The sequence below is a fragment of the Burkholderia sp. AU39826 genome, assembly GCF_020419965.1.
GTDB lineage: Bacteria > Pseudomonadota > Gammaproteobacteria > Burkholderiales > Burkholderiaceae > Burkholderia > Burkholderia semiarida.
This window is the reverse complement of record NZ_JAIZQG010000002.1, coordinates 73,811-93,401: the sequence shown is the minus strand read 5'-3', so window position 1 is coordinate 93,401 and position 19,591 is coordinate 73,811. Positions and strand designations below refer to the sequence as shown.

The window sequence follows — 19,591 nt, the reverse complement described above, 5'->3', positions numbered from 1 at the left end:
AGGTCGGCTTCTAGCCGGCCTTTTTTCATTTCAAGCCCAGGAAGCAAAGCGCCTGTCTTCGGCCCTTATGTCGGCCGCTCCGATCGATAGCAGAATTTATCGGTTATCAATCACCCTCTCCGTTGTTACGTTAGCCGCCTCGCTTTCAACGCATCCAACGAGGAGCACCCTTCATGACGTCGATGAACCGCCGCGCATTCGCACGCGCAATGCTGGCCGCAGGCCTCGCTGCCGCCGGCGTCCGCGCGCACGCCGAGAATGCGCCGGGCACATTGCGCATCGGCTACCAGAAGTCGTCGACGCTGATCACGCTGCTCAAGACGCGCGGCACGCTCGAGCAGGCACTGACGCCGCTCGGCCTGCGCGTGTCATGGCATGAATTCGCGAGCGGATTGCCGCTGACCGAAGCGCTCAATGTCGGCGCCGTCGACTTCAGTGCCGATGTGGCCGATACGGTCCCGGTCTTCGCACAGGCCGCGCATGCGCATTTCGTGTACGTCGCGCAGGAGGCGCCTTCGCCGAAAGCGCAGGCGATCGTCGTCAAGCAGGACAGCGCGCTGCGCACGCTCGCCGATCTCAAGGGCCGGCGTATCGCGGTCACCAAGGCGGCCGGCAGCCACTACCTGCTGCTTGCCGCGCTCGCACGCGCGAAGCTCGCGCCCGCCGAGGTGGCGATCCATTATCTGACGCCCGCGGACGGCCGCGCCGCGTTCGAGCGCGGCAGCGTGGACGCATGGATCACGTGGGACCCCTATGTCGCGTCGGTCGACCGGAATCCCGACGTACGGATCCTGGCCGACGGCAACGGACTCGCGTCGTACCAGCGCTATTACCTTGCATCGAGCAGCTTTGCCGCCGCGCGCCCCGACGTCGTCCAGATTCTGTTCGACCAACTGTCGCTGGCCGGCGCGTGGCTGCGCGACCATCCGCAGGAGGCCGCGAACACGCTCGCACCTATCTGGGGGCTCGATGCCGCGACGATCGCGCGGGCGAATGCGCGACGCAGCTACCTCGTCCGCGCGGTGACCACGCAAAACTTCGGCGAACAGCAGAAGATCGCCGATACGTTCCTGGCGGCTGGACTGCTACCCGCCCGCGTCGATACAAGCCAGGCGCAGCGCTGGAATTTCACCGCGAAGCGTGCGGAACCGGTCGGCGCGTGACGGCCTCGCGGCGCAATATTTTTATCGTCGCGAATGAAATTATGTTGACAGGCTCAATCAGCACGCTATAATTTCGGTCTTTCGCATCGCATCAAGCGAAACGTGCCCAGGTGGCGGAATTGGTAGACGCACTAGGTTCAGGTCCTAGCGGTGGCAACATCGTGGAGGTTCGAGTCCTCTCCTGGGCACCATCTGTTTTTTAAAGAGGTCGGCTTCTAGCCGGCCTTTTTCATTTCAAGCCCAGGAAGCAAAGCGCCTGCGCGCTTTGCGCCAGGACTCAAAAGGCTGCGCACGCAGGCCCGAGCGACAATCGCGACGCGCGGCCGGCCCCACTTTCACCAGACGAATCCGAAATTCCCGGCCCCGCAGCGAGCCGCGTGTTGCCTGTCCGGCTCGCCTTCCCCGCCGCAACCGGGATTTCCCTAGGCTGACAGGTCGCCGCTCACGCGGTTAAATAAATCAACGTGATTTATTTAATGCGCCGCTGAACGGCGCGCCATGGAAGGAGACGCCATGAGAAGCCCGCACTTCGGCCAGGGAAGCAATTCGGCCAACGTGCGCCGTTACAACGAGCGCCTGCTGCTGAAGACGCTGCGCCGCGCGGGCAGCGCATCGAAGGCCGATCTCGCCCGTCTCGCGAGCATGACGGGTACGGCGGTCGGCAGCATCATCGCATCGCTCGCCGACGCGAAGCTGATCCAGTTCGCCGGCCGCACCGAAGGCCAGCGCGGCCAACCCGCTTCGCTGATCCGTCTCGATCCGCGCGGCGCGTTCGGCATTGGCGTCCATCTCGACCGCATGCGCATCGAGACGGCGCTCGTCAACTTCGCCGGCGACGTGCTCGGCCGCCGCTCGCACGACACGCTGCTGCCCCCGCCCGCCGACGTGCTCGAAATCGTGCGTCGCGACATCGACGCGATGCAGGCCCTGCTCCCCGACCATGAACGCGCGCGCCTGACCGGCGTCGGCGTCGCGCAGCCGTACAACCTCGGCGCGTGGATGCGCGAGCTCGGTCTCGCGCCGGACACGTTTCACGCCTGGGAAGACGTCGATTTCGCGGCCGACCTCGGCCGCACGCTGTCTCTGCCCGTGTTCGGCGAAAACGACGGCAACGCGGCCGCGATCGCCGAACTGTTCTACGGGTACGGCCGGCAGTGCGACGACTTCGTCTACCTGTTCATCGGGCCGGCGATCGGCGGCGGCATCGCGATCGACGGCGACTGCCTGCGCGGCGTGACCGGCAATGCGGGCGACATCGCGGTGATTCCGGTGCCGCCGAGCCGGCTGGCCTCGGCGCCGCCGCCGCGCGGCCCGTGGGACATCCTGCTCGCGCGCGCATCGCTGCATGCGCTCGTGCGCCACCTGCGCCATCACGGCGAGACGGTCGAGAACCGCGCCGATCTCGAAGCATGCATCGCCCGCGGCCTGCCGGCCGTCGACGAATGGATCGACGACTGCGTCGACGCGCTCGCGCCGGCGTTGCGCGCGGTCCTGTGCGTGATCGACGCACCGGTGGTCGTGATCGATGCCGACACCGACGCGGGCCTGCTCGACGCGGTCACGACCCGCCTGCGCGCTGCGCTCGTGGCCACCGCGCCCGAGGCGCGCGGCACGCCGGTGCTCGTACGCGGCACGTTCGGCGCCGACGCCGGCGCGATCGGCGCCGCCACGCTGCCGATGTTTTTCAACTTCTCCCCGCGGGCCGGCATCCTCAAGGGCGCCCGCACCGACTCGCAGGAGGTCCACCATGTCGCGTTCTGAGTCGCCCCGTCCGCTGCTCGAAATGCGCGGGATCAGCAAGACGTTCCCGGCCGTGCGCGCGCTCGACAACGTCAGCCTGACCGTCTATCCGGGCGAGATCCATTCGCTGATGGGCGAGAACGGCGCAGGCAAGTCGACGCTGATGAAGATCCTGTCGGGCGCATACCGCGCCGATGCCGGCGGCGAGATCCTGATCGACGGCGAACGCATCGACATCGACGGCCCGCTCGCCGCGCGCGATGCCGGCGTCGCGGTGATCTACCAGGAGCTGTGCCTGTCGCCGAACCTGACCGTCGCGGAAAACATCTACGTCGGCCGCGAACTGCGCCGCGGCAACCGGCGCTGGGGCACGATCGACCGCGCGGCGATGGCGCGCGGCTGCCGGGACGTGCTCGCGCGCCTGGGCGCCCCGTTCGGGCCCGACACGCTCGTCGACACGCTGTCGATCGCCGAACAGCAGCTCGTCGAAATCGCGCGCGCCGTGCACACCCGCGCCCGGATCCTCGTGATGGACGAGCCGACCACGCCGCTGTCGTCGCGCGAAACCGAACACCTGTTCCGACTGATCCGCCAGTTGCGCGAGGAAGGTCTCGCGATCATCTACATCAGCCACCGGATGGCGGAGATCTACGAGCTGTCCGATCGCGTGTCGGTGCTGCGCGACGGCACGTACGTCGGCACGCTGGAGCGCGCGGCGCTGTCGGCCGACCGGCTCGTCGGGATGATGGTCGGCCGCGACATCTCCGGTTTCTACAAGAAGGAACACGCGCCGTACGACCCCGGCCACCTGCTGCTGTCGGTCCGCGACATCGCTGACGGCGCGCGCGTGCGCGGCTGCAGCCTCGATCTGCACGCAGGCGAGGTGCTCGGCATCGCGGGGCTCGTCGGCGCGGGCCGCACCGAGCTCGCGCGGCTGATCTTCGGGGCCGAGCCGCGCGTGCGCGGCGACGTGAAGCTCGGCGAGCGCACGTTCGGCGCGCACTCGCCGCGCGACGCGATCGACGCGGGCCTCGTCTACCTGACGGAAGACCGCAAGCGCCAGGGCCTGTTCCTCGACATGAGCGTGCGCGACAACATCAACATCTCGGTGTGCAACCGCGATGCCCGGCTCGGCGCGCTCGACCTCGCGCGCGGCGCCGAACGTGCGCGCGACGCCATCGCATCGCTGTCGATCCGCGTCCCGCACGCGAACGTCAACGTCGGCGCGCTGTCGGGCGGCAACCAGCAGAAAGTGCTGCTGTCGCGCCTGCTCGAGACGAAGCCGCGCGTGCTGATCCTCGACGAACCGACACGCGGCGTGGACATCGGCGCGAAATCCGAGATCTACCGGATCATCAACGAACTGGCCCGTGCCGGCGTGGGCGTCATAGTGATCTCCAGCGAGCTGCCGGAAATCATCGGCGTCGCCGATCGCGTGCTCGTGATGCGCGAAGGCGAGATCGCGGGCGAACTCGGCGGACACACGCATACGCCGATCACGCAGGAAGCGATCATCGCGCTCGCCACCGGCTCGCAGGCCGAACTGGCCGACGGGCACTGAGCCGCCCTTTTCATTTCACTCTTACCTTCAGGCTACCGAAATGATCAACCCGACCAAGCAGCGGAACCTCGCTTCCGCGACCGCCCAACCGGTCGCCAACCGCACGCCCCTGATGCGCGGCGCCGATCATCGCGCCCGCATGCAATCGCTGATCCGCACGGCCGGCATGCTGCCGGTGCTGCTGGTCCTGTGCGTCGGCTTCGGCTTCCTGACCGACGGCTTCTTCACGTTGCAGAACCTGTCGATCGTCACGCAGCAGGCGTCGATCAACATCGTGCTCGCCGCCGGCATGACGTTCGTGATCCTGACGGGCGGCATCGACCTGTCGGTCGGCTCGGTGCTCGCCGCCGCAGCCGTCGCGGCGCTCATCGCGTCGACCATTCCCGGCTGGGGCTGGCTCGGCGTGCCGTTCGCGCTCGTCGTCGGCCTCGTGTTCGGCGCGATCAACGGCGGGCTGATCTCGTTCCTGCGCCTGCCGCCGTTCATCGTCACGCTCGGCGCGATGACGGCCGTACGCGGCGTCGCGCGCCTGATCGGCAACGACACGACCGTGTTCAATCCGCAACTGCCGTTCGCGTTCATCGGCAACGGCTCGATCCTCGGCGTGCCGTGGCTCGTCGTGATCGCGTGCGCGGTGATCGCGATCTCGTGGTTCATCCTGCGCCGCACGGTGCTCGGGATGCGGATCTATTCGGTCGGCGGCAACCCCGAAGCCGCGCGCCTGTCGGGCATCAACGTGCGGGCGATCCAGATGTTCGTGTATGCGGCGTCGGGCCTGCTCGCCGGCCTCGGCGCGGTGATGTCGGCCGCGCGCCTGTATGCGGCCAACGGCCTGCAGCTCGGCCAGTCGTACGAGCTCGACGCGATCGCCGCGGTGATCCTCGGCGGCACGAGCTTCGTCGGCGGCGTCGGTTCGATCGTCGGCACGCTGATCGGCGCGCTGATCATCGCGGTGCTGACCAACGGCCTCGTGCTGCTCGGCGTGTCCGACATCTGGCAGTACATCATCAAGGGGCTGGTGATCATCGGCGCGGTCGCGCTCGACCGCTATCGCCAGCGCGACTCGGCCCGTACCTGACACGCTTGCCTCACCGCGCATTCCTTACCGTTCCACCATCGCGGCGCAGGCAGGTCCTCCTGCGTCCGTTCGCCAACAGACCTCTCGGAGACACAACGACATGTTCAAGCACACCGCCGCCCTGACCGCCGTCGCCTGCGCACTCGCCTTCGGCGCCACCACCGCCCAGGCAGCCGACAAGCCGCTGAAATCGATCGGCGTCACGGTCGGGTCGCTCGGCAATCCGTACTTCGTCACGATCGTGAAAGGCGCCGAAGCGCGCGCGAAGCAGCTCAACCCGAATGCGAAAGTCACGGCCGTATCGGCCGACTACGACCTGAACAAGCAGTTCACGCAGATCGACAACTTCATCTCCGCGCACGTCGACATGATCCTGCTCAACGCGACCGACCCGAAGGCGATCGAGCCGGCGGTGAAGAAGGCGCAGGCGGCCGGCATCACGGTCGTCGCGGTGGACGTCGCGGCGGCCGGCGCGAACGCGACCGTGCAGACCAACAACGTGAAGGCCGGCGAACTCGCGTGCGACTACCTCGCGAAGAAGCTGAACGGCAAGGGCAACGTGATCATCGAGAACGGCCCGCAGGTGTCGGCCGTGATCGACCGCGTGAACGGCTGCAAGACCGTGCTCGCGAAGAACCCGGGCATCAAGCTGCTGTCGAGCGACCAGGACGGCAAGGGCTCGCGCGAAGGCGGGATGAATGCGATGCAGGGCTACCTGACGCGCTTTCCGAAGCTCGACGGCGTGTTCACGATCAACGACCCGCAGGCGATCGGCACCGATCTCGCGGCGAAGCAGCTGAACCGCCCGAACATCGTGATCACGTCGGTCGACGGCGCGCCCGACATCGAGGTGGCACTGAAGTCGAACACGCTCGTGCAGGCGTCGTCGAGCCAGGATCCGTGGGCGATGGCGCAGCAGGCGGTCAACGTCGGCTACGGGATCATGAACGGCCAGAAGCCGGCCAATCCGATGATCCTGATCGAGCCGACGCTCGTCACGCGCGACAACGTGAAGACCTACAAGGGCTGGAGCTCCCCGCGCTGATCGCGGCGACCGCGCCGCCCGCGAGGCCGGGCGGTGCCGGGCCGCGTCTGCGCGCGCGACGGCCGGCACTGCCCGCCTGTTCAGATCAACCGCTGTACGGCCGCGTGCGATGCCGCGGCACAAGGTTTCCCCATGACGACGACGTTTCCCCGCCTGATCGTGTTCGGCGAAGCGCTGACCGACTTCATCCGCGACGACGCGCAGCACTGGCGCAGCATCGCCGGCGGCTCGTGCTGGAACGTCGCGCGCGTCGGCGCGCGGCTCGGCGTGCCGACCGCCTTTGCCGGCACGGTCAGCCGCGATACCTTCGGCGACGAGCTGATGCGCAAGAGCGCCGACGCGGGGCTCGACATGCGCTTCATCCGGCAGGTCGACCGCGCACCGCTACTTGCGATGGTCGTGTCGAAGCAGCCGCCCCACTATTTCTTCATCGGCGAAAACAGCGCCGATCTCGTGTTCGATCCGGCCGACTTGCCGGCCGGCGCCTTCGACGCGGCCGACATCGTGCACGTCGGCTCGCTCGGCGTCGTGCGCGAGCCGCTCGCGTCGCGCCTGATCGAACTCGCGCAGGCCGCGCGGGCGGCCGGCAAGCGGATCTCGTTCGATCCGAACTTCCGCGCGCCGATGGCCGCGCCGTCGTACCGCGACACGCTGCGCCGGCTGAGCGCGCTCGCCGACTGGATCAAGGTATCCGACGAGGACCTGCGCGGGCTCTTTCCCGAACTCGACGAAGCGGCCGCGCTCGCGCAACTGCGTGCATGGGCGCCCGACGCGACGATGCTCGTCACGCGCGGCGCAGCCGGCATGCAACTGCTGCATCGCGATACCGTGCTGTTCCAGCCCGCGTTCCCGACCGAGGTCGCCGACACGGTCGGCTGTGGCGACGCGAGCATCGGCGGCTGGCTCGCGAGCCAGCTCGCCCGGCCCGACGCGTCGGCCGCCGAGCATCTGCGCTACGCGGCCGCGTGCGCGGCCGTCGTCTGCGAGCATGCGGGCGCCTATGCGCCGACGGCCGCGGAAGTGGCCGGCATGATCGAGCGCACCGGCGCCGGCGCCGCGCTTTCGCAATAGACGGCGCCGACGCGCGGCGCCGTCACGCGGCGCCCGTGCCGTCGCTGCCGTTCGGCGGCCTGCCGGCCTGCAGCAATTGCAAGCTCTCGTCGACGCTCAGTTCCGACATCGCGTCGTCGTGCAGCGTACCGTCGGCCGCGCGGCGCAGCGCATGCAGCGCGTGCACCTTGAGCCGCACGAGCGCGAGCCACAGCCCGCGCGACGCGCATTCGGCCGCGAACGTGCGCAGCGATTCGATCGTCGTGCCGTCGACATCCGGCGTTTCCTCGAGACTCAACATCACGGTATGCGTGTCCGGCGCGGCCTTCATCAGCGCCCGCACGCGATTGAGCATCCGGTCCGCGTTCGCGAAGAACAGTTGCGCCTCGGGCCGCACGATCAGCACGCCTGGCACCGGCTTCGCGTCGGCATGGCTCGCGACGTCGACGAAATCGTGGCTGTCGCGCAGCCGGCCGAGCACGCTGACGTTCGGCTCCGACAGCTTGCGCAGCGTCAGCAGCAGGCTCACGCCGATGGCGGCGAGCAGCCCGTGCAGCACGCCGAGCACGAGCACCGCGAGCAGCGCCGCGATCACGACGAGCCGGTCGCGATGCCAGGCCCAGTACGGCCGGAACACCGACGGATGCAGCGAATGGCTGACCGCGAAGATCACGATCGCCGCGAGCACGGGCTCGGGCGTGCGCGCGAGTTGCGGCAGCAGCAGCCAGACGATCAGCGCGACCACGCCGGCCGCCCACAGGCCGGCCACGCGCGACTGCGCACCGGCCGCCTCGTTCGCCGACGTCGCCGAATAGCCGGCGCCGACCGGCATCCCGTGCAGCAGGCCCGACACGAGGTTCGCACAGCCGAGCGCAACGAGGTCGCGGTTCGGCGACACGGTATCGCCGTGCTTCAGCGCGAAGTTGCGGATCGATCCGTACGACTCCGCATACAGGATCAGCATCAGCGCGAAGGCGAGCTCGACCGTCTGCATCCATGCATTGCGGTCGAGATGCGGCAAGCCGAATGCGAGATGCCGGAAGTCGATATGGCCGACGGTCGCGATTCCGTACCGCTGCCAGTCGATCACGTAGCCCGCCGCGATCGACAGCACGATCACGACGAGCGTCGCGGGCACGCGCGAGCCACGGCCGAGCACGAATAGCAGCGCGAGCGCGGCAGCGCCGAGCACGACGCTCGCGAGATTCGCGTGCGGCGCGCCGGCGAGCAGGTCGAGCGCGACGTGCGGCGCGTCGCCGTGCTGCACGGAAATCGCGAGAATCTTCGGCAGCTGCTTGATGACGATCGTCAGCGCGAGACCGAACGTGAAGCCGCGCAGCACGGGGCGCGCGACGAAATCCGACATGCCGCCGAGCCGCGCGACACCGGCCAGGATGAACAGCACGCCCGTCATCGCGACGAGCGCGGCCGCGAGCGCGAGCTGCGCGGCGAGCGCCATCCCGGATTCGGCGAGCACGGTCGCGGCGAGCACCGCGGCCGACGACGATGTGGATGACACGATCGCGAAACGGCTGCTGCCCGTCAACGCATAGACGACGAGCCCCGACAGCAGCGCGATCAGGCCGGCCTGCGGCGGCAGGTTGGCGAGCCCCGCATACGCGACCGCCTCGGGAATCAGCAGGCCGGCAATCGACAGGCCGGCCAGCGCATCGAGGCCGACGCGACGCGCGCGCGGCGCGGGCGGCCCGTCGAGCGTCGCGAAATGGTCGGGATGCTGCGGGCCGGCGTCGGGGCGGATCGGGGCGGTCGTCATGAGGCGGCGTGGGCTGGTCAGGGCTTGACGGCAATCACGCCCGACCAGCCGGGCAGATAGCGCGCATCCTGCTCGTGCGCGCGCTGCAGCGCGACATCGAGCGCCTTCGAGAAGTTCTTGCGGATCTGGTCGAGCGACACGTGCTGGCGCAGATAGTCGGCCCACAGGAACTCGCTGAACGGCGTCGCGTCCTTCGCATAGCCGCCCGCCGTGCGCAACTCGCCGGCGAGGCTGCGGTACGGATCGTCCTCGAGGCCCGTCAGCGCCTTCGGCAAATGCGCATAATCGCGCCGCGAACCGTCCGGGCCGAACGGATGCACCCACTGGTTGTGTTCCATCATCCGCCAGAAGATCGTGTCGTCGAGCCACGACAGATCCTTCAGCAGCATCGCGTTCACGCGCGCCTCGCCCTCCTCGATCAGCGCGAGGCCGAGATGATGATGATCGGTGATGTAGTGCAGCCCGTCCGGGCCGAGCACGGCCGGGAACCAGTGCGAGTCGATCGCCGCCTTGCGGGCGCGCCTGTTCAGCGCCTTCCAGTGCTTGCGCTTCGCCTTGACTTCGCGATAGCCGACCGTCATCTGGGTCGGACGCAGCGCGTCGAGCCTGACGGGAATGAGATGTACGTCGTTGCCGAGTGCCATGGTCGTACCCCATGTTGCGAAATTCCCGCAACGATACGCCTGATCGCGCGCGCCGTTAATCCGTCACGACCGCGATACGCATCCGGTTGACGATCTCCGACATCCGCCACGTGCGCGACGCCGCGCTACGCGCGCAAATCGTCGCGTTCGAGGCGATGACGAATGTAAGGAATGCCATCGTGCACGACGCTCACACGCCGCATGCCGAGCTTGCGCGCCACGTTCAGCGAGCCGCCGTTGGCCTCCGCGATATCGGCGATCACGCGCGGCAGGCGCAAGGTATCGAACGCGTGCCGCACGACGGCCGCCGCGGCTTCGCTCGCGATGCCGCGCCCCCACGTCGCCCGCACGAGCCGCCAGCCGATCTCGACGTCGCGCGAGCCGTCCTTGTAGTCGGGAATCAGCAGGATCCAGCCGACGAACACCTCGGGCGCGGCCTTCTCGAAGATCGACCAGTAACCGAGGCCCGGCGGATAATCGCGCGTGATCCGGTGCGTGACGAAGCGGCGATGCTCGACGGGGTCGTGCCACGGGCCCGCGATATGCCGCGTGACCTCGGGATCGCGATCCATCTCGAGGCATGCATCGAGATCGGCCAGCACACGTGGACGCAGCCACAGCCTCGCGGTTTCGAGCGCGGGCAACGGGGCGGCGGAATGGTCGTTCATCCGGACTCCTGATTCGGTGACGATGCGCATCGAATGCATTACAGAACTGATACAAAAAGCCTTCCGGAATGATACAGGCACCTGTCGCGTGCCTCGCGCGGTGCCGTTTCCGTTTCCGAAACAGTGCATTTCGTAGGGATTATTCCCGATTCGGGCGTATCGCGCCCCACGTCGCGCGGCGCGCAAGCCTACACTCGATCAGTGCGCCCGCACCGCGCGCGAGCGGGCCGGCATCCGCATGCCTGTCGCGAGCGCGCAAGCCAACGAGGAGACCCCGGACATGAGCTGGACCCGCGAGCAACGCAACGTCACGATCGCCGCCTACCTGGGCTGGACGCTCGATGCGTTCGATTTTTTCCTGATGGTTTTCGTGCTGAAGGACATTGCCGCTGAATTCGCGTCGACGATCCCCGCCGTCGCGTTCGCGCTCACGCTCACGCTCGCGATGCGCCCGCTCGGCGCGCTGATCTTCGGCCGGCTCGCCGATCGCTTCGGTCGCCGCCCGACGCTGATGGTCAACATCGCGTGCTATTCGCTGCTCGAGCTTGCGTCGGGCTTCGCGCCGAGCCTGACCGCGCTGCTCGTGCTGCGCGCGCTGTTCGGCATCGCGATGGGCGGCGAATGGGGCGTCGGCTCCGCGCTGACGATGGAAACCGTGCCGACCCACGCGCGCGGCGTCGTGTCCGGGCTGCTGCAGGCCGGCTATCCGAGCGGCTATCTGCTCGCGTCGGTCGTGTTCGGCCTGTTCTACCAATACATCGGCTGGCGCGGGATGTTCATGGTCGGCGTGCTGCCCGCGCTGCTCGTGCTGTACGTGCGTGCGCACGTGCCCGAATCGCCGGCGTGGAAACAGATGGAGAAGCGAGCGCGCCCGAGCCTCGGCGCCACGCTGAAGCAGAACTGGAAACTCACGCTCTACGCGATCGTGCTGATGACCGCATTCAACTTCTTCTCGCACGGCACGCAGGATCTCTATCCGACCTTCCTGCGCGAACAGCATCACTTCGATCCGCATACCGTGTCGTGGATCACGATCGTGCTGAACGTCGGCGCGATCGTCGGCGGCCTGGCGTTCGGCGCGATCTCGGAGCGGATCGGCCGGCGTCGCGCGATCTTCATCGCCGCGCTGATCGCGCTGCCCGTGCTGCCGCTGTGGGCGTTCTCGAGCGGCGCGATCGCGCTCGCCGCCGGCGCGTTCCTGATGCAGATCTCGGTACAGGGCGCGTGGGGCGTGATACCGGTTCACCTGAACGAGATCTCGCCCGACGAAATCCGCGCGACCTTCCCCGGCGTCGTCTACCAGCTCGGCAACCTGCTCGCGTCGGGCAACGCGACGATGCAGGCGTCGCTCGCCGTATCGAACGACAACAATTACGGCTTCGCGCTCGCGCTCGTGGCCGGCATCGTCGCCGTCGCGATCGCGGTGCTGATCCTGTTCAGCCGCGAACGGCGCGGCATCGACATGACGCAATCGGTCAATACGCGTAGCACGGTCGCGTGAACCCGCATGTTGCGGCACCGCATCATCGCTCGCGCCCCGCCCGGCCGCGAGCGGATGCCGCGCTTTCCGCACCTGCACATCGAACTAGAGGAATTGGTCCAGATTCCGCGCTTGCCCCCTCCACCCGCGTTTTTTTATCTTAATAAAAACGACTGTTTGAATCGAACAATCAAAATCACCTGTTCGCGGCCGGGAAACCGGCATGGGAGGCGGAACATGGCAGTAAGTCAGGAGGGGCGGCCATCTTCGGGACGGCCGTCCGGGGCACGGTCATCCGGCACGCGGCAGACCGGCGGGACGAAGGCCCGCATTCTCGATGCGGCCGAGGACCTGTTCATCGAACATGGCTTCGAGGCGATGTCGATGCGGCAGATCACGTCGCGCGCGGCGGTCAATCTCGCCGCGGTCAACTACCACTTCGGCAGCAAGGAAGCGCTGATCCACGCGATGCTGTCGCGCCGGCTCGATCAGTTGAACCAGGAACGCCTCGGCATCCTCGACCGCTTCGACGCGCAGCTCGGTGCGCACATCACCTGCGAGCACGTGCTCGGCGCGATGTTCATTCCGGCGCTGAAGGCGTCGCGCAATCCCGAACGCGGCGGGCCCGGGTTCCTGCGGCTGATCGGCCGCGCATACACCGACCCTTCGCCGTTCGTGCGCAACTTCCTGACCGCGCACTACGCGAGCGTCGCGGGCCGCTTCTTCGACGCCTTCCAGCGCGCGCTGCCGCACCTGCCGCGCACCGAGCTCGGCTGGCGGCTGCACTTCGCGATCGGCGCGCTGTCCGGCGCGCTCGCGGGCGCCGAAACAGAAAGCCTGATCGACGAATTCTCGCAAGGCCGCACGATGAACGACGTGCAGATGATCGCGCGGCTGTCGTCGCTGATCGTCGCCGCGCTGAAAGCCCCGATGCCCGACAGCGCGCAACTGTCGATCTTCGCGGCCGTGCTCGACGACGCGGGCGCAAGCGAAGCGTTCGGGCTGCCGCAGTCGTGCGCGGCGACGACCGCCGAGACGGCCACGCTGCATTCCACGAACTGAGCGCGCGAGGCCAACGCGCGGCCGCCTGTTCACGATTTGATTGATACGCGCGGTCAGGCGCGGCGTCGAGACGCCCGCGCCGGCCGGCCGCGAAGCACGGGGCATGGGCACGCGCCGACGCGCGGCCCTCGCCGAGAGCCAAGACCGGAGACACGTCATGTCATCTTCCGCAGCACCCACCTCGGCCCAGCTTCCGCCGAACACCGACGGCATCTGGTACGCGTCGTACCCGCCCGGCGTCCCGCACGAGATCGACGTCACGCAATACGCGTCGCTCGTGCAGTTCTTCGACGAATGCACGACCCGCTTCGCCGAGCGCGTCGCCTACGTGAGCGCCGGCGCGTCGATGACCTACCGCACGCTCGCGCGGAAGGTCGACGCATTCGCGTCGTATCTGCAAAGCCTCGGCGTGAAGCCCGGCGACCGCGTCGCGATCATGCTGCCGAACACGTTCCAGTATCCGGTCGCGCTGTTCGGCGCGCTGAAGGCCGGCGCGATCGTCGTCAACGTGAATCCGCTCTATACCGTGCGCGAGCTCGCGCACCAGTTGAAGGACAGCGGTGCGCAGACGATCGTCGTGTTCGAGAACTTCGCGCGCACGCTGCAGGACGCGCTGCCCGAAACGCAGGTGAAGCACATCGTCGTCACCGCGCTCGGCGACCTGCTCGCCGACGGCTTCAACGCGAAAGGACGCCTGATCAACTTCGTGCTGAAGCACGTGAAGAAGCTCGTGCCGGCCTACCACCTGCCGCAGGCGATCCGGCTGCGCTCCGCCCTCGCGCTCGGCGCGCGCGGCAAGCCGCAGCCGGTGCCGACCACGCGCGACGATCTCGCGTTCCTGCAGTACACGGGCGGCACGACCGGCGTCGCGAAAGGCGCGATGCTCACGCACGGCAACCTGATCGCGAACCTGCTGCAGGCGAAGGCCTGGATCGCCGACCAGGTGTCGGGCGAGATCGAAACCGTTCTCACGCCGCTGCCGCTCTATCACATCTATTCGCTGACGGTGAACGCGTTCATCTTCATGGGGCTCGGCGGACGCAACATCCTGATCGCGAACCCGCGCGACATGAAGATGGTGATGAAGATCATCCGCCACGAGACGTTCACGGGAATCACCGGCATCAACACGCTGTACAACGCGTTCCTCGACAACGAGGAATTCCGCAAGCGCGACTTCTCGAAGCTCAAACTCGCGATGGCGGGCGGGATGGCGATGCAGCGCGCGGTCGCGGAGCGCTTCCAGCAAGTGACGGGCCGGCCGGTGGTCGAAGGCTACGGCCTCACCGAATGCTCGCCGATCGTCACGATGAACCCCGTGGACCTGAACGACATGGCCGCGTTCAGCGGTTCCATCGGCCTGCCCGCGCCGTCGACCCTCGTGCGCTTTCGCCGCGAGGACGGCACCTGGGCCGCCATCGGCGAGCCCGGCGAGCTGTGCGTGCACGGTCCGCAGGTGATGCGCGGCTACTGGCAGCGCCCCGACGAGACGGCCAAGGTGCTGGATGCCGACGGCTGGCTCGCCACCGGCGACATCGGCGTGATGGACGAGCGCGGCTTCATCCGCCTGATCGACCGCAAGAAGGACATGATCCTCGTGTCGGGCTTCAACGTGTATCCGAACGAGATCGAGGAAGTGCTCGTGATGCATCCCGGCATCAGCGAGGCCGCGGCGATCGGCATTCCGGACGCGGTACAGGGCGAGCGGATCAAGGTGTTCGTCGTGCGCCGCGACCCGTCGCTGACGACCGAGGACGTGCTCGCCCACTGCCGCAAGAACCTGACCGGCTACAAGATGCCGAAATTCGTCGAGTTCCGCGACGCACTGCCGCAGACGAACGTCGGCAAGATCCTGCGTCGCGCGCTGCGCGACGAGGAACTCGCCAAACTCAATGCCGCGAAGCAGAGCTGAACGATCCATCGCTCCGGGAGACGCCGTCGATGAACGAAGGAATGAAACGCCGCGCGCGGCATGCCGCCGCGGCGGCCATCGCGGGCACGCTGTCGCTCGCACAGGCAGGACTGCACGCACAGGAGACGGCAGGCGCCGCGAGCGCGGCACAGGAAGTCGCGCTGCCGGCAGACCTCGCGAAGGTCACGCACGAGCCGCTCGCGCAACAGGCGCGCTGGCTGCGCGCGGCGGCCCAGCGCGGCACGCTCGCGCAACTCGACGACGCGACGCTCACGGCGCTCTTCAAGGCGCTGGACCCGCTCGCCGTGCCGCTTTACATCCGCAACGGCCCGAACGGCTATCCGTCCTACCAGTTCACGATGGTGCGCCAGGAGCGCATCGCCGGAAAATGGTCCGACACGCCCGACCGCATGCTCGTGAAGACGACCCGCGAACCGCTGCGCGTGTATGCGAAATGGCTGCCGGGCGGCGCGCATGCCGGACAGGAGACGATCTACGATACGACCCAGCGCAAGGACGAGATGTATGGCCACCTCGGCGGCCTGCTCGGCAAGATTCCGCTATGGACGGCGATCGACGGCGCGCTGGCGCGCGCCCAGTCGAATCATCAGGTGAAGGACCTCGGCACCGAATTCATCGCGAACCTGTACCTGGCCGAAGGGAAGAAATACCTGGAAGCCGGCGTGCAGCGCCCGACGGATGTCGAAGCCAGGACGATCGGCGGCGTGCGCGTCGTCGCGCTCACCTACGAAACGCCGACCGGCCGGCCGCAGTTCTATGCGAAAAAGGAAGTGCTCGGGCTCGATCTGCACGCACCCTATTTCCGGACCGTCGAGTCCTATGACAACGACGGCAGAATCTTCGAGCGGATCGTCATCGAGAAAATCGCGCCGGCGCCGCTCGACGACACCGCATTCGACCCGAAAAACCCGGACTACGCGTTCTGACGCGCGCTGGCCAGCCGGTTTCGGGCTCAGTCGTCATCGTCGTCGTGGTGCCGATGCCGGTGCTTGTAGTAGTGCTTGCGCCACTTGCGGTAGCGATCGTCGTCGTCATCGCCGTCATAGCCGTACCCGTAGCCCGGATAGGCGACGACGGCGGGTTGTGGCGCCACATAGACCGGCGCCGGCTCGACATAGACCGGCGCGACCGGTACGCCGATGCCGACCGACAGGTCCACATGGCCCGCCATTGCACTGCCCGAAACGAGCAACGCCATGCTCCCGATCATCCCTGCCACTTGCCTCTTGTTCATGCTCCGCATCCCTGATAAGCCGGCCCGCCCGGCTCGCGCGACCAATGTAAGCGCGGTGTGCGCGCCAAGGTGATACGGGGCGGCGAGAGTCGTAACGCGACGTAACCGAACGGCTTTCGCCGTTCGGCCGAATCGCGAAAATGCGCGGGAACGTCTATAGTGGGTTACGGTTCGACACAATCACGACTGCGCGCTTCCCTATCGAACAAGGTAGAATTCCGCCAAACACCATGTGGACGAACACGCCACACACACGCACAACATATTCTCTGACGCAGGCTCCTGCCGCACCTCAATGGCCAATCCCGCAGAATCCCATCCGCAAAACGACTTCATCAATTCGGCGCGCAAGGAACGTAAGCGTGTTGAAATCTATCTCGTCAACGGCATTCGTCTGACGGGGTGTATCGAGTCGTTCGACCAGTATCTGGTGATGCTGCGCACCCCCGTGGGTCTGCAAGGCATCTACAAGCGTGCGATTTCCACGATCCAGCTCGACACGGGCGGCTCGCGCCCGGGCGGCGGCCCCCGCGGCCCGCGCACCGGCGGTCGCCCCGGCGGCCGTGAAGGCGGCGGTCACAGCCCGTACGGCTCGCACGGCGGCCCGCGCGAATCGCGCGGCGACGGCGGCTACGGCTCCCGCGAGCCGCGTGAAGGCTACGGTTCGCGCGAACCGCGCGAGGGTTACGGCTCGCGTGAGCCGCGCGAAGGCTATGGCGCGCCGCGTGAACCGCGCGAAAGCTACGGCGCGCCGCGCGATACCGGCGACGCATCCGGCAACGCCGCACCGTCGGATTCCCGCGGCGGCAACGGGCCGGTCATCGTGACGCGCCGCCGGCGAATCGTGCCGGACGGTCAGTAAAACAAAAAGGGCAAGCCAACCGGCTTGCCCTTTTCACTTGTACGACCGGCGCGGCACGTCGCCGCACCGCCGCTACCGCGTTCAGCGTGCCGTCGTCGGCAGGCCCGCGTTGGCCTCGCGCTGCAGCGAACGCACCTGCTGCTGCAACGCCCGCAGTTGCGACTGGAGCTGGGCCTGTTGCGCCTGCAGCGCCGCCGTTTCGCTCCGCACGCTCTTCTGGCGATCCGCCACCGCCGCCTGCTGCTGGCGGGCGATCGAGATGTCCGCCTGCAGGCGCCGCGCGCGGTTCTGCGCGACTTCGATCTGCTTGTCCATCTGCGCCTTCTGCGATTCCAGCTTCGCCGCCCGCAGTTCGTCGACGGCCAGCCGCTCGGCCTGGCGCGAGAAATCGCGATAGATCGCTTCCGCCCGCGTTTCGTCGTAAGTCTTGATCACGCGCCAGAACGCCTTCTGCTGGAACAACGCGACGAAGTACGCACCGTCCTTGACGTTGAACAGCAGGCTCGCGCCGTAGCTGCCGTTGTAGCTCGTGCGCATTTCCGTCAGCGAATGCGCCTGGATCTGCCGCTGCAAGTCGTCGACCGTGCTCGGCCCAGTCGTCTCGCCGGCCTGCGGCTGCACCGACGTCTGAGCCTGCGAGTCGATCACCGGAATCGCGGCCACCGGCGCCGACGCCGGCTGCACCGCCGACGAATCGCTGCCTGCCAGCCCTTGCGCGAACGCGCCGTGCATGCCTCCCACCATCGCGAGCACCATGCTCACCCGCCCCAACCCCGTCATATGGCTCATGAAGTTTTATTCCCGCCCGAGTCGTTGTAATTCACCGCGATTTTATCTCATTAATTACTCGCTTTCGCGGGTCTCGGGCTCTTCGTCGAAGATCTGGTATTTGCGCATTTTTTCCCACAACACCTTGCGGCTGATGCCGAGCTGCTGGGCCGTGTCCTGACGCCGCCAACCGTTTGCGTCGAGCGCCGCGATCACGCGATTGCGCTCGTTCATGTCCCACTTGCTGCGATCGACGAACACCTCGGCCGCGCTCTCCGCCGGCACCGGCTGGGCCGAACTGCGTGCGTGCGCGATCAGCCGCTGCAGCCGCGCGGCATCCCAGCCGCCCGTCTGCCGCACCGTCACGCCGACGCGCTCGGCGAGGTTGCGCAGTTCGCGCACGTTGCCGGGGAAGTAGCTGTCCGCGACCGAATCCGTGAGCCAGTACGGCAGATCGGACAATTCGGCGAGCCGCTCCGCGCCCACGACCTGCGCGACGAACGACTTGAACAGCGCGATCTTGTCCACTGCACCACGCTCCTCCAGCGACGGAATGCTCAGCTCGATCACCGCGAGCCGGTAGTACAGATCGGCGCGGAACAGCCCATCCTTCACGAGCTGCGGCAGTTTCTTGTTGCTCGCCGCGACCAGACGGAAATCGACCTTGACCGGCGCCGTCGCGCCGACCCGCAGCACCGCGCCGTCCTCGAGCACGCGCAGCAGCTTGACCTGCTGGTACAGCGGCAGATCGCCGACTTCGTCGAGGAACAGCGTGCCGCCGGCCGCCTGCTCGAAATAGCCTTTATGCGCAACAACCGCGCCCGTGAACGACCCTTTCGCATGGCCGAAGAACAGCGATTCGAACAGGCCGTCGGGAATCGCGCCGCAGTTCACCGGCACGAATTCGCCGTGCCGGTAGCGTGAATGCTTTTCGTGCAGCAGTTGCGCGATGCGCTCCTTGCCGACGCCGGTTTCGCCGTGCAGCAGCACGTTGGTGTCGCAGTCGGCGAACGTATCGACTTCGTGCAGCAGCGCCTGCATCGATTCGGAGTGCGCGACGAGTTCCGACGGCTGCAACGTTTCGGCCGCGTGCGCGCGCAGTTGCGTGACGAGCTTGCCGATCATGCCGCGCAGTTCGGCGCACGTGAAGTCGAGCGGCAGGATGTGCGAATACTCGGGCGGATACTGCGACGCGTCGTGGTCGCGCGCCGCGCCGACCCAGACGACCGGCATGCCGATATTGGCCTGCCAGTCGCGCAGGAATGCCGCGCCGCCTTCGATCATCGTCACGCTGATGATCGCCAGCGACCGCCGCAACGCGGCGCGCTCGGGCGAGACCGTCGCGTTGTCGGCACGGATCACTTCGACGTCGAAGCTCGCCATGCATCGGGCGACACGGTCGACGATGTCCGCCTTGCCTTCCCAGACGTACAGGTCGAGCTCTTCGATTGCGGGCGTGGTTCTCATGTTTCGGGTGCGGCTTCAGTAATTGACGGGTTGCGTGGCGTGGCGGACCAGTAGCCGGATGC

General features: G+C 67.4%; 17 protein-coding genes and 1 tRNA gene. 12 read left to right on the top strand and 6 right to left on the bottom strand.

The window, feature by feature from the left end:
- Nucleotides 1-173 precede the first annotated feature (173 nt).
- The 7 genes from LGM42_RS05325 to LGM42_RS05295 all read left to right on the top strand — a co-directional run bounded on the left by LGM42_RS05325 (nucleotide 174) and on the right by LGM42_RS05295 (nucleotide 7,658).
- The gene (locus LGM42_RS05325) at nucleotides 174-1,163 is read left to right on the top strand and encodes an aliphatic sulfonate ABC transporter substrate-binding protein (RefSeq protein WP_060318329.1); all 990 of its coding nucleotides are present in this window, start codon (nucleotides 174-176) and stop codon (nucleotides 1,161-1,163) included.
- A gap of 104 nt (nucleotides 1,164-1,267) precedes the next feature.
- Nucleotides 1,268-1,354: transfer RNA gene (locus LGM42_RS05320), tRNA-Leu, on the top strand.
- A 322-nt stretch (nucleotides 1,355-1,676) separates the two neighbouring features.
- The gene (locus tag LGM42_RS05315) at nucleotides 1,677-2,924 is read left to right on the top strand and encodes an ROK family protein (protein WP_060318764.1); all 1,248 of its coding nucleotides are present in this window, start codon (nucleotides 1,677-1,679) and stop codon (nucleotides 2,922-2,924) included.
- Entirely contained in the window at nucleotides 2,911-4,464 is a 1,554-nt protein-coding gene (locus tag LGM42_RS05310; RefSeq protein WP_226231733.1) for a sugar ABC transporter ATP-binding protein, read from the top strand. The genes LGM42_RS05315 and LGM42_RS05310 overlap by 14 nt, the downstream gene beginning before the upstream one ends.
- Before the next feature lie 40 nt (nucleotides 4,465-4,504).
- Nucleotides 4,505-5,542, top strand: coding sequence for an ABC transporter permease subunit (locus LGM42_RS05305; RefSeq protein ID WP_060318320.1), 1,038 nt, complete (start codon nucleotides 4,505-4,507; stop codon nucleotides 5,540-5,542).
- A gap of 100 nt (nucleotides 5,543-5,642) precedes the next feature.
- Nucleotides 5,643-6,587, top strand: coding sequence for an ABC transporter substrate-binding protein (locus tag LGM42_RS05300; RefSeq protein ID WP_226231732.1), 945 nt, complete (start codon nucleotides 5,643-5,645; stop codon nucleotides 6,585-6,587).
- Nucleotides 6,588-6,719: 132 nt separating this feature from the next.
- Entirely contained in the window at nucleotides 6,720-7,658 is a 939-nt protein-coding gene (locus tag LGM42_RS05295) for a carbohydrate kinase family protein (protein ID WP_226231731.1), read from the top strand.
- A 22-nt stretch (nucleotides 7,659-7,680) separates the two neighbouring features.
- On the opposite strand, the gene LGM42_RS05290 is transcribed toward LGM42_RS05295, so the two are convergent.
- From LGM42_RS05290 to LGM42_RS05280, 3 genes are all read right to left on the bottom strand, one after another.
- Nucleotides 7,681-9,411 (bottom strand): SulP family inorganic anion transporter, encoded by a 1,731-nt coding sequence (locus LGM42_RS05290; RefSeq protein WP_226231730.1) that lies wholly within the window; start codon nucleotides 9,409-9,411, stop codon nucleotides 7,681-7,683.
- Nucleotides 9,412-9,428: 17 nt separating this feature from the next.
- Nucleotides 9,429-10,055, bottom strand: coding sequence for a ParB-like protein (locus tag LGM42_RS05285; RefSeq protein WP_060318311.1), 627 nt, complete (start codon nucleotides 10,053-10,055; stop codon nucleotides 9,429-9,431).
- Between the two features lie 125 nt (nucleotides 10,056-10,180).
- Nucleotides 10,181-10,723, bottom strand: a complete 543-nt coding sequence (locus LGM42_RS05280) for a GNAT family N-acetyltransferase (RefSeq protein ID WP_060010065.1) — start codon at nucleotides 10,721-10,723, stop codon at nucleotides 10,181-10,183.
- Between the two features lie 280 nt (nucleotides 10,724-11,003).
- On the opposite strand from LGM42_RS05280, the gene LGM42_RS05275 reads away from it, so the two are divergent.
- The 4 genes from LGM42_RS05275 (at nucleotide 11,004) to LGM42_RS05260 (ending at nucleotide 16,124) form a co-directional block, all read left to right on the top strand.
- Complete coding sequence (locus tag LGM42_RS05275) at nucleotides 11,004-12,224, top strand: MFS transporter (RefSeq protein WP_060318309.1); 1,221 nt, start codon at nucleotides 11,004-11,006, stop codon at nucleotides 12,222-12,224.
- Between the two features lie 216 nt (nucleotides 12,225-12,440).
- Nucleotides 12,441-13,265, top strand: coding sequence for a TetR/AcrR family transcriptional regulator (locus tag LGM42_RS05270; protein WP_059575710.1), 825 nt, complete (start codon nucleotides 12,441-12,443; stop codon nucleotides 13,263-13,265).
- A gap of 157 nt (nucleotides 13,266-13,422) precedes the next feature.
- A complete protein-coding gene (locus LGM42_RS05265) occupies nucleotides 13,423-15,177 on the top strand; it encodes an AMP-binding protein (RefSeq protein WP_059638784.1) in 1,755 nt (584 codons plus the stop codon).
- 29 nt (nucleotides 15,178-15,206) lie between these two features.
- Nucleotides 15,207-16,124 carry a DUF1571 domain-containing protein gene (locus LGM42_RS05260; RefSeq protein WP_226231729.1) on the top strand — a complete coding sequence of 306 codons (918 nt, stop codon included), beginning with the start codon at nucleotides 15,207-15,209 and terminating at the stop codon, nucleotides 16,122-16,124.
- A gap of 26 nt (nucleotides 16,125-16,150) precedes the next feature.
- Here the strand turns inward: LGM42_RS05260 and LGM42_RS05255 are convergent, their stop codons facing one another.
- The gene (locus LGM42_RS05255) at nucleotides 16,151-16,432 is read right to left on the bottom strand and encodes a hypothetical protein (protein WP_060318762.1); all 282 of its coding nucleotides are present in this window, start codon (nucleotides 16,430-16,432) and stop codon (nucleotides 16,151-16,153) included.
- Between the two features lie 295 nt (nucleotides 16,433-16,727).
- On the opposite strand from LGM42_RS05255, the gene hfq reads away from it, so the two are divergent.
- Nucleotides 16,728-17,294, top strand: coding sequence for an RNA chaperone Hfq (hfq, locus tag LGM42_RS05250; RefSeq protein ID WP_012492570.1), 567 nt, complete (start codon nucleotides 16,728-16,730; stop codon nucleotides 17,292-17,294).
- An 81-nt stretch (nucleotides 17,295-17,375) separates the two neighbouring features.
- On the opposite strand, the gene LGM42_RS05245 is transcribed toward hfq, so the two are convergent.
- Both LGM42_RS05245 and LGM42_RS05240 read right to left on the bottom strand, forming a co-directional pair.
- A complete protein-coding gene (locus tag LGM42_RS05245; protein WP_059575718.1) occupies nucleotides 17,376-18,083 on the bottom strand; it encodes a DUF2968 domain-containing protein in 708 nt (235 codons plus the stop codon).
- A gap of 54 nt (nucleotides 18,084-18,137) precedes the next feature.
- On the bottom strand, nucleotides 18,138-19,529 hold the full coding sequence (locus LGM42_RS05240) for a sigma 54-interacting transcriptional regulator (protein ID WP_059575720.1): 1,392 nt from the start codon (nucleotides 19,527-19,529) through the stop codon (nucleotides 18,138-18,140).
- Between the last annotated feature and the right edge of the window lie 62 nt (nucleotides 19,530-19,591).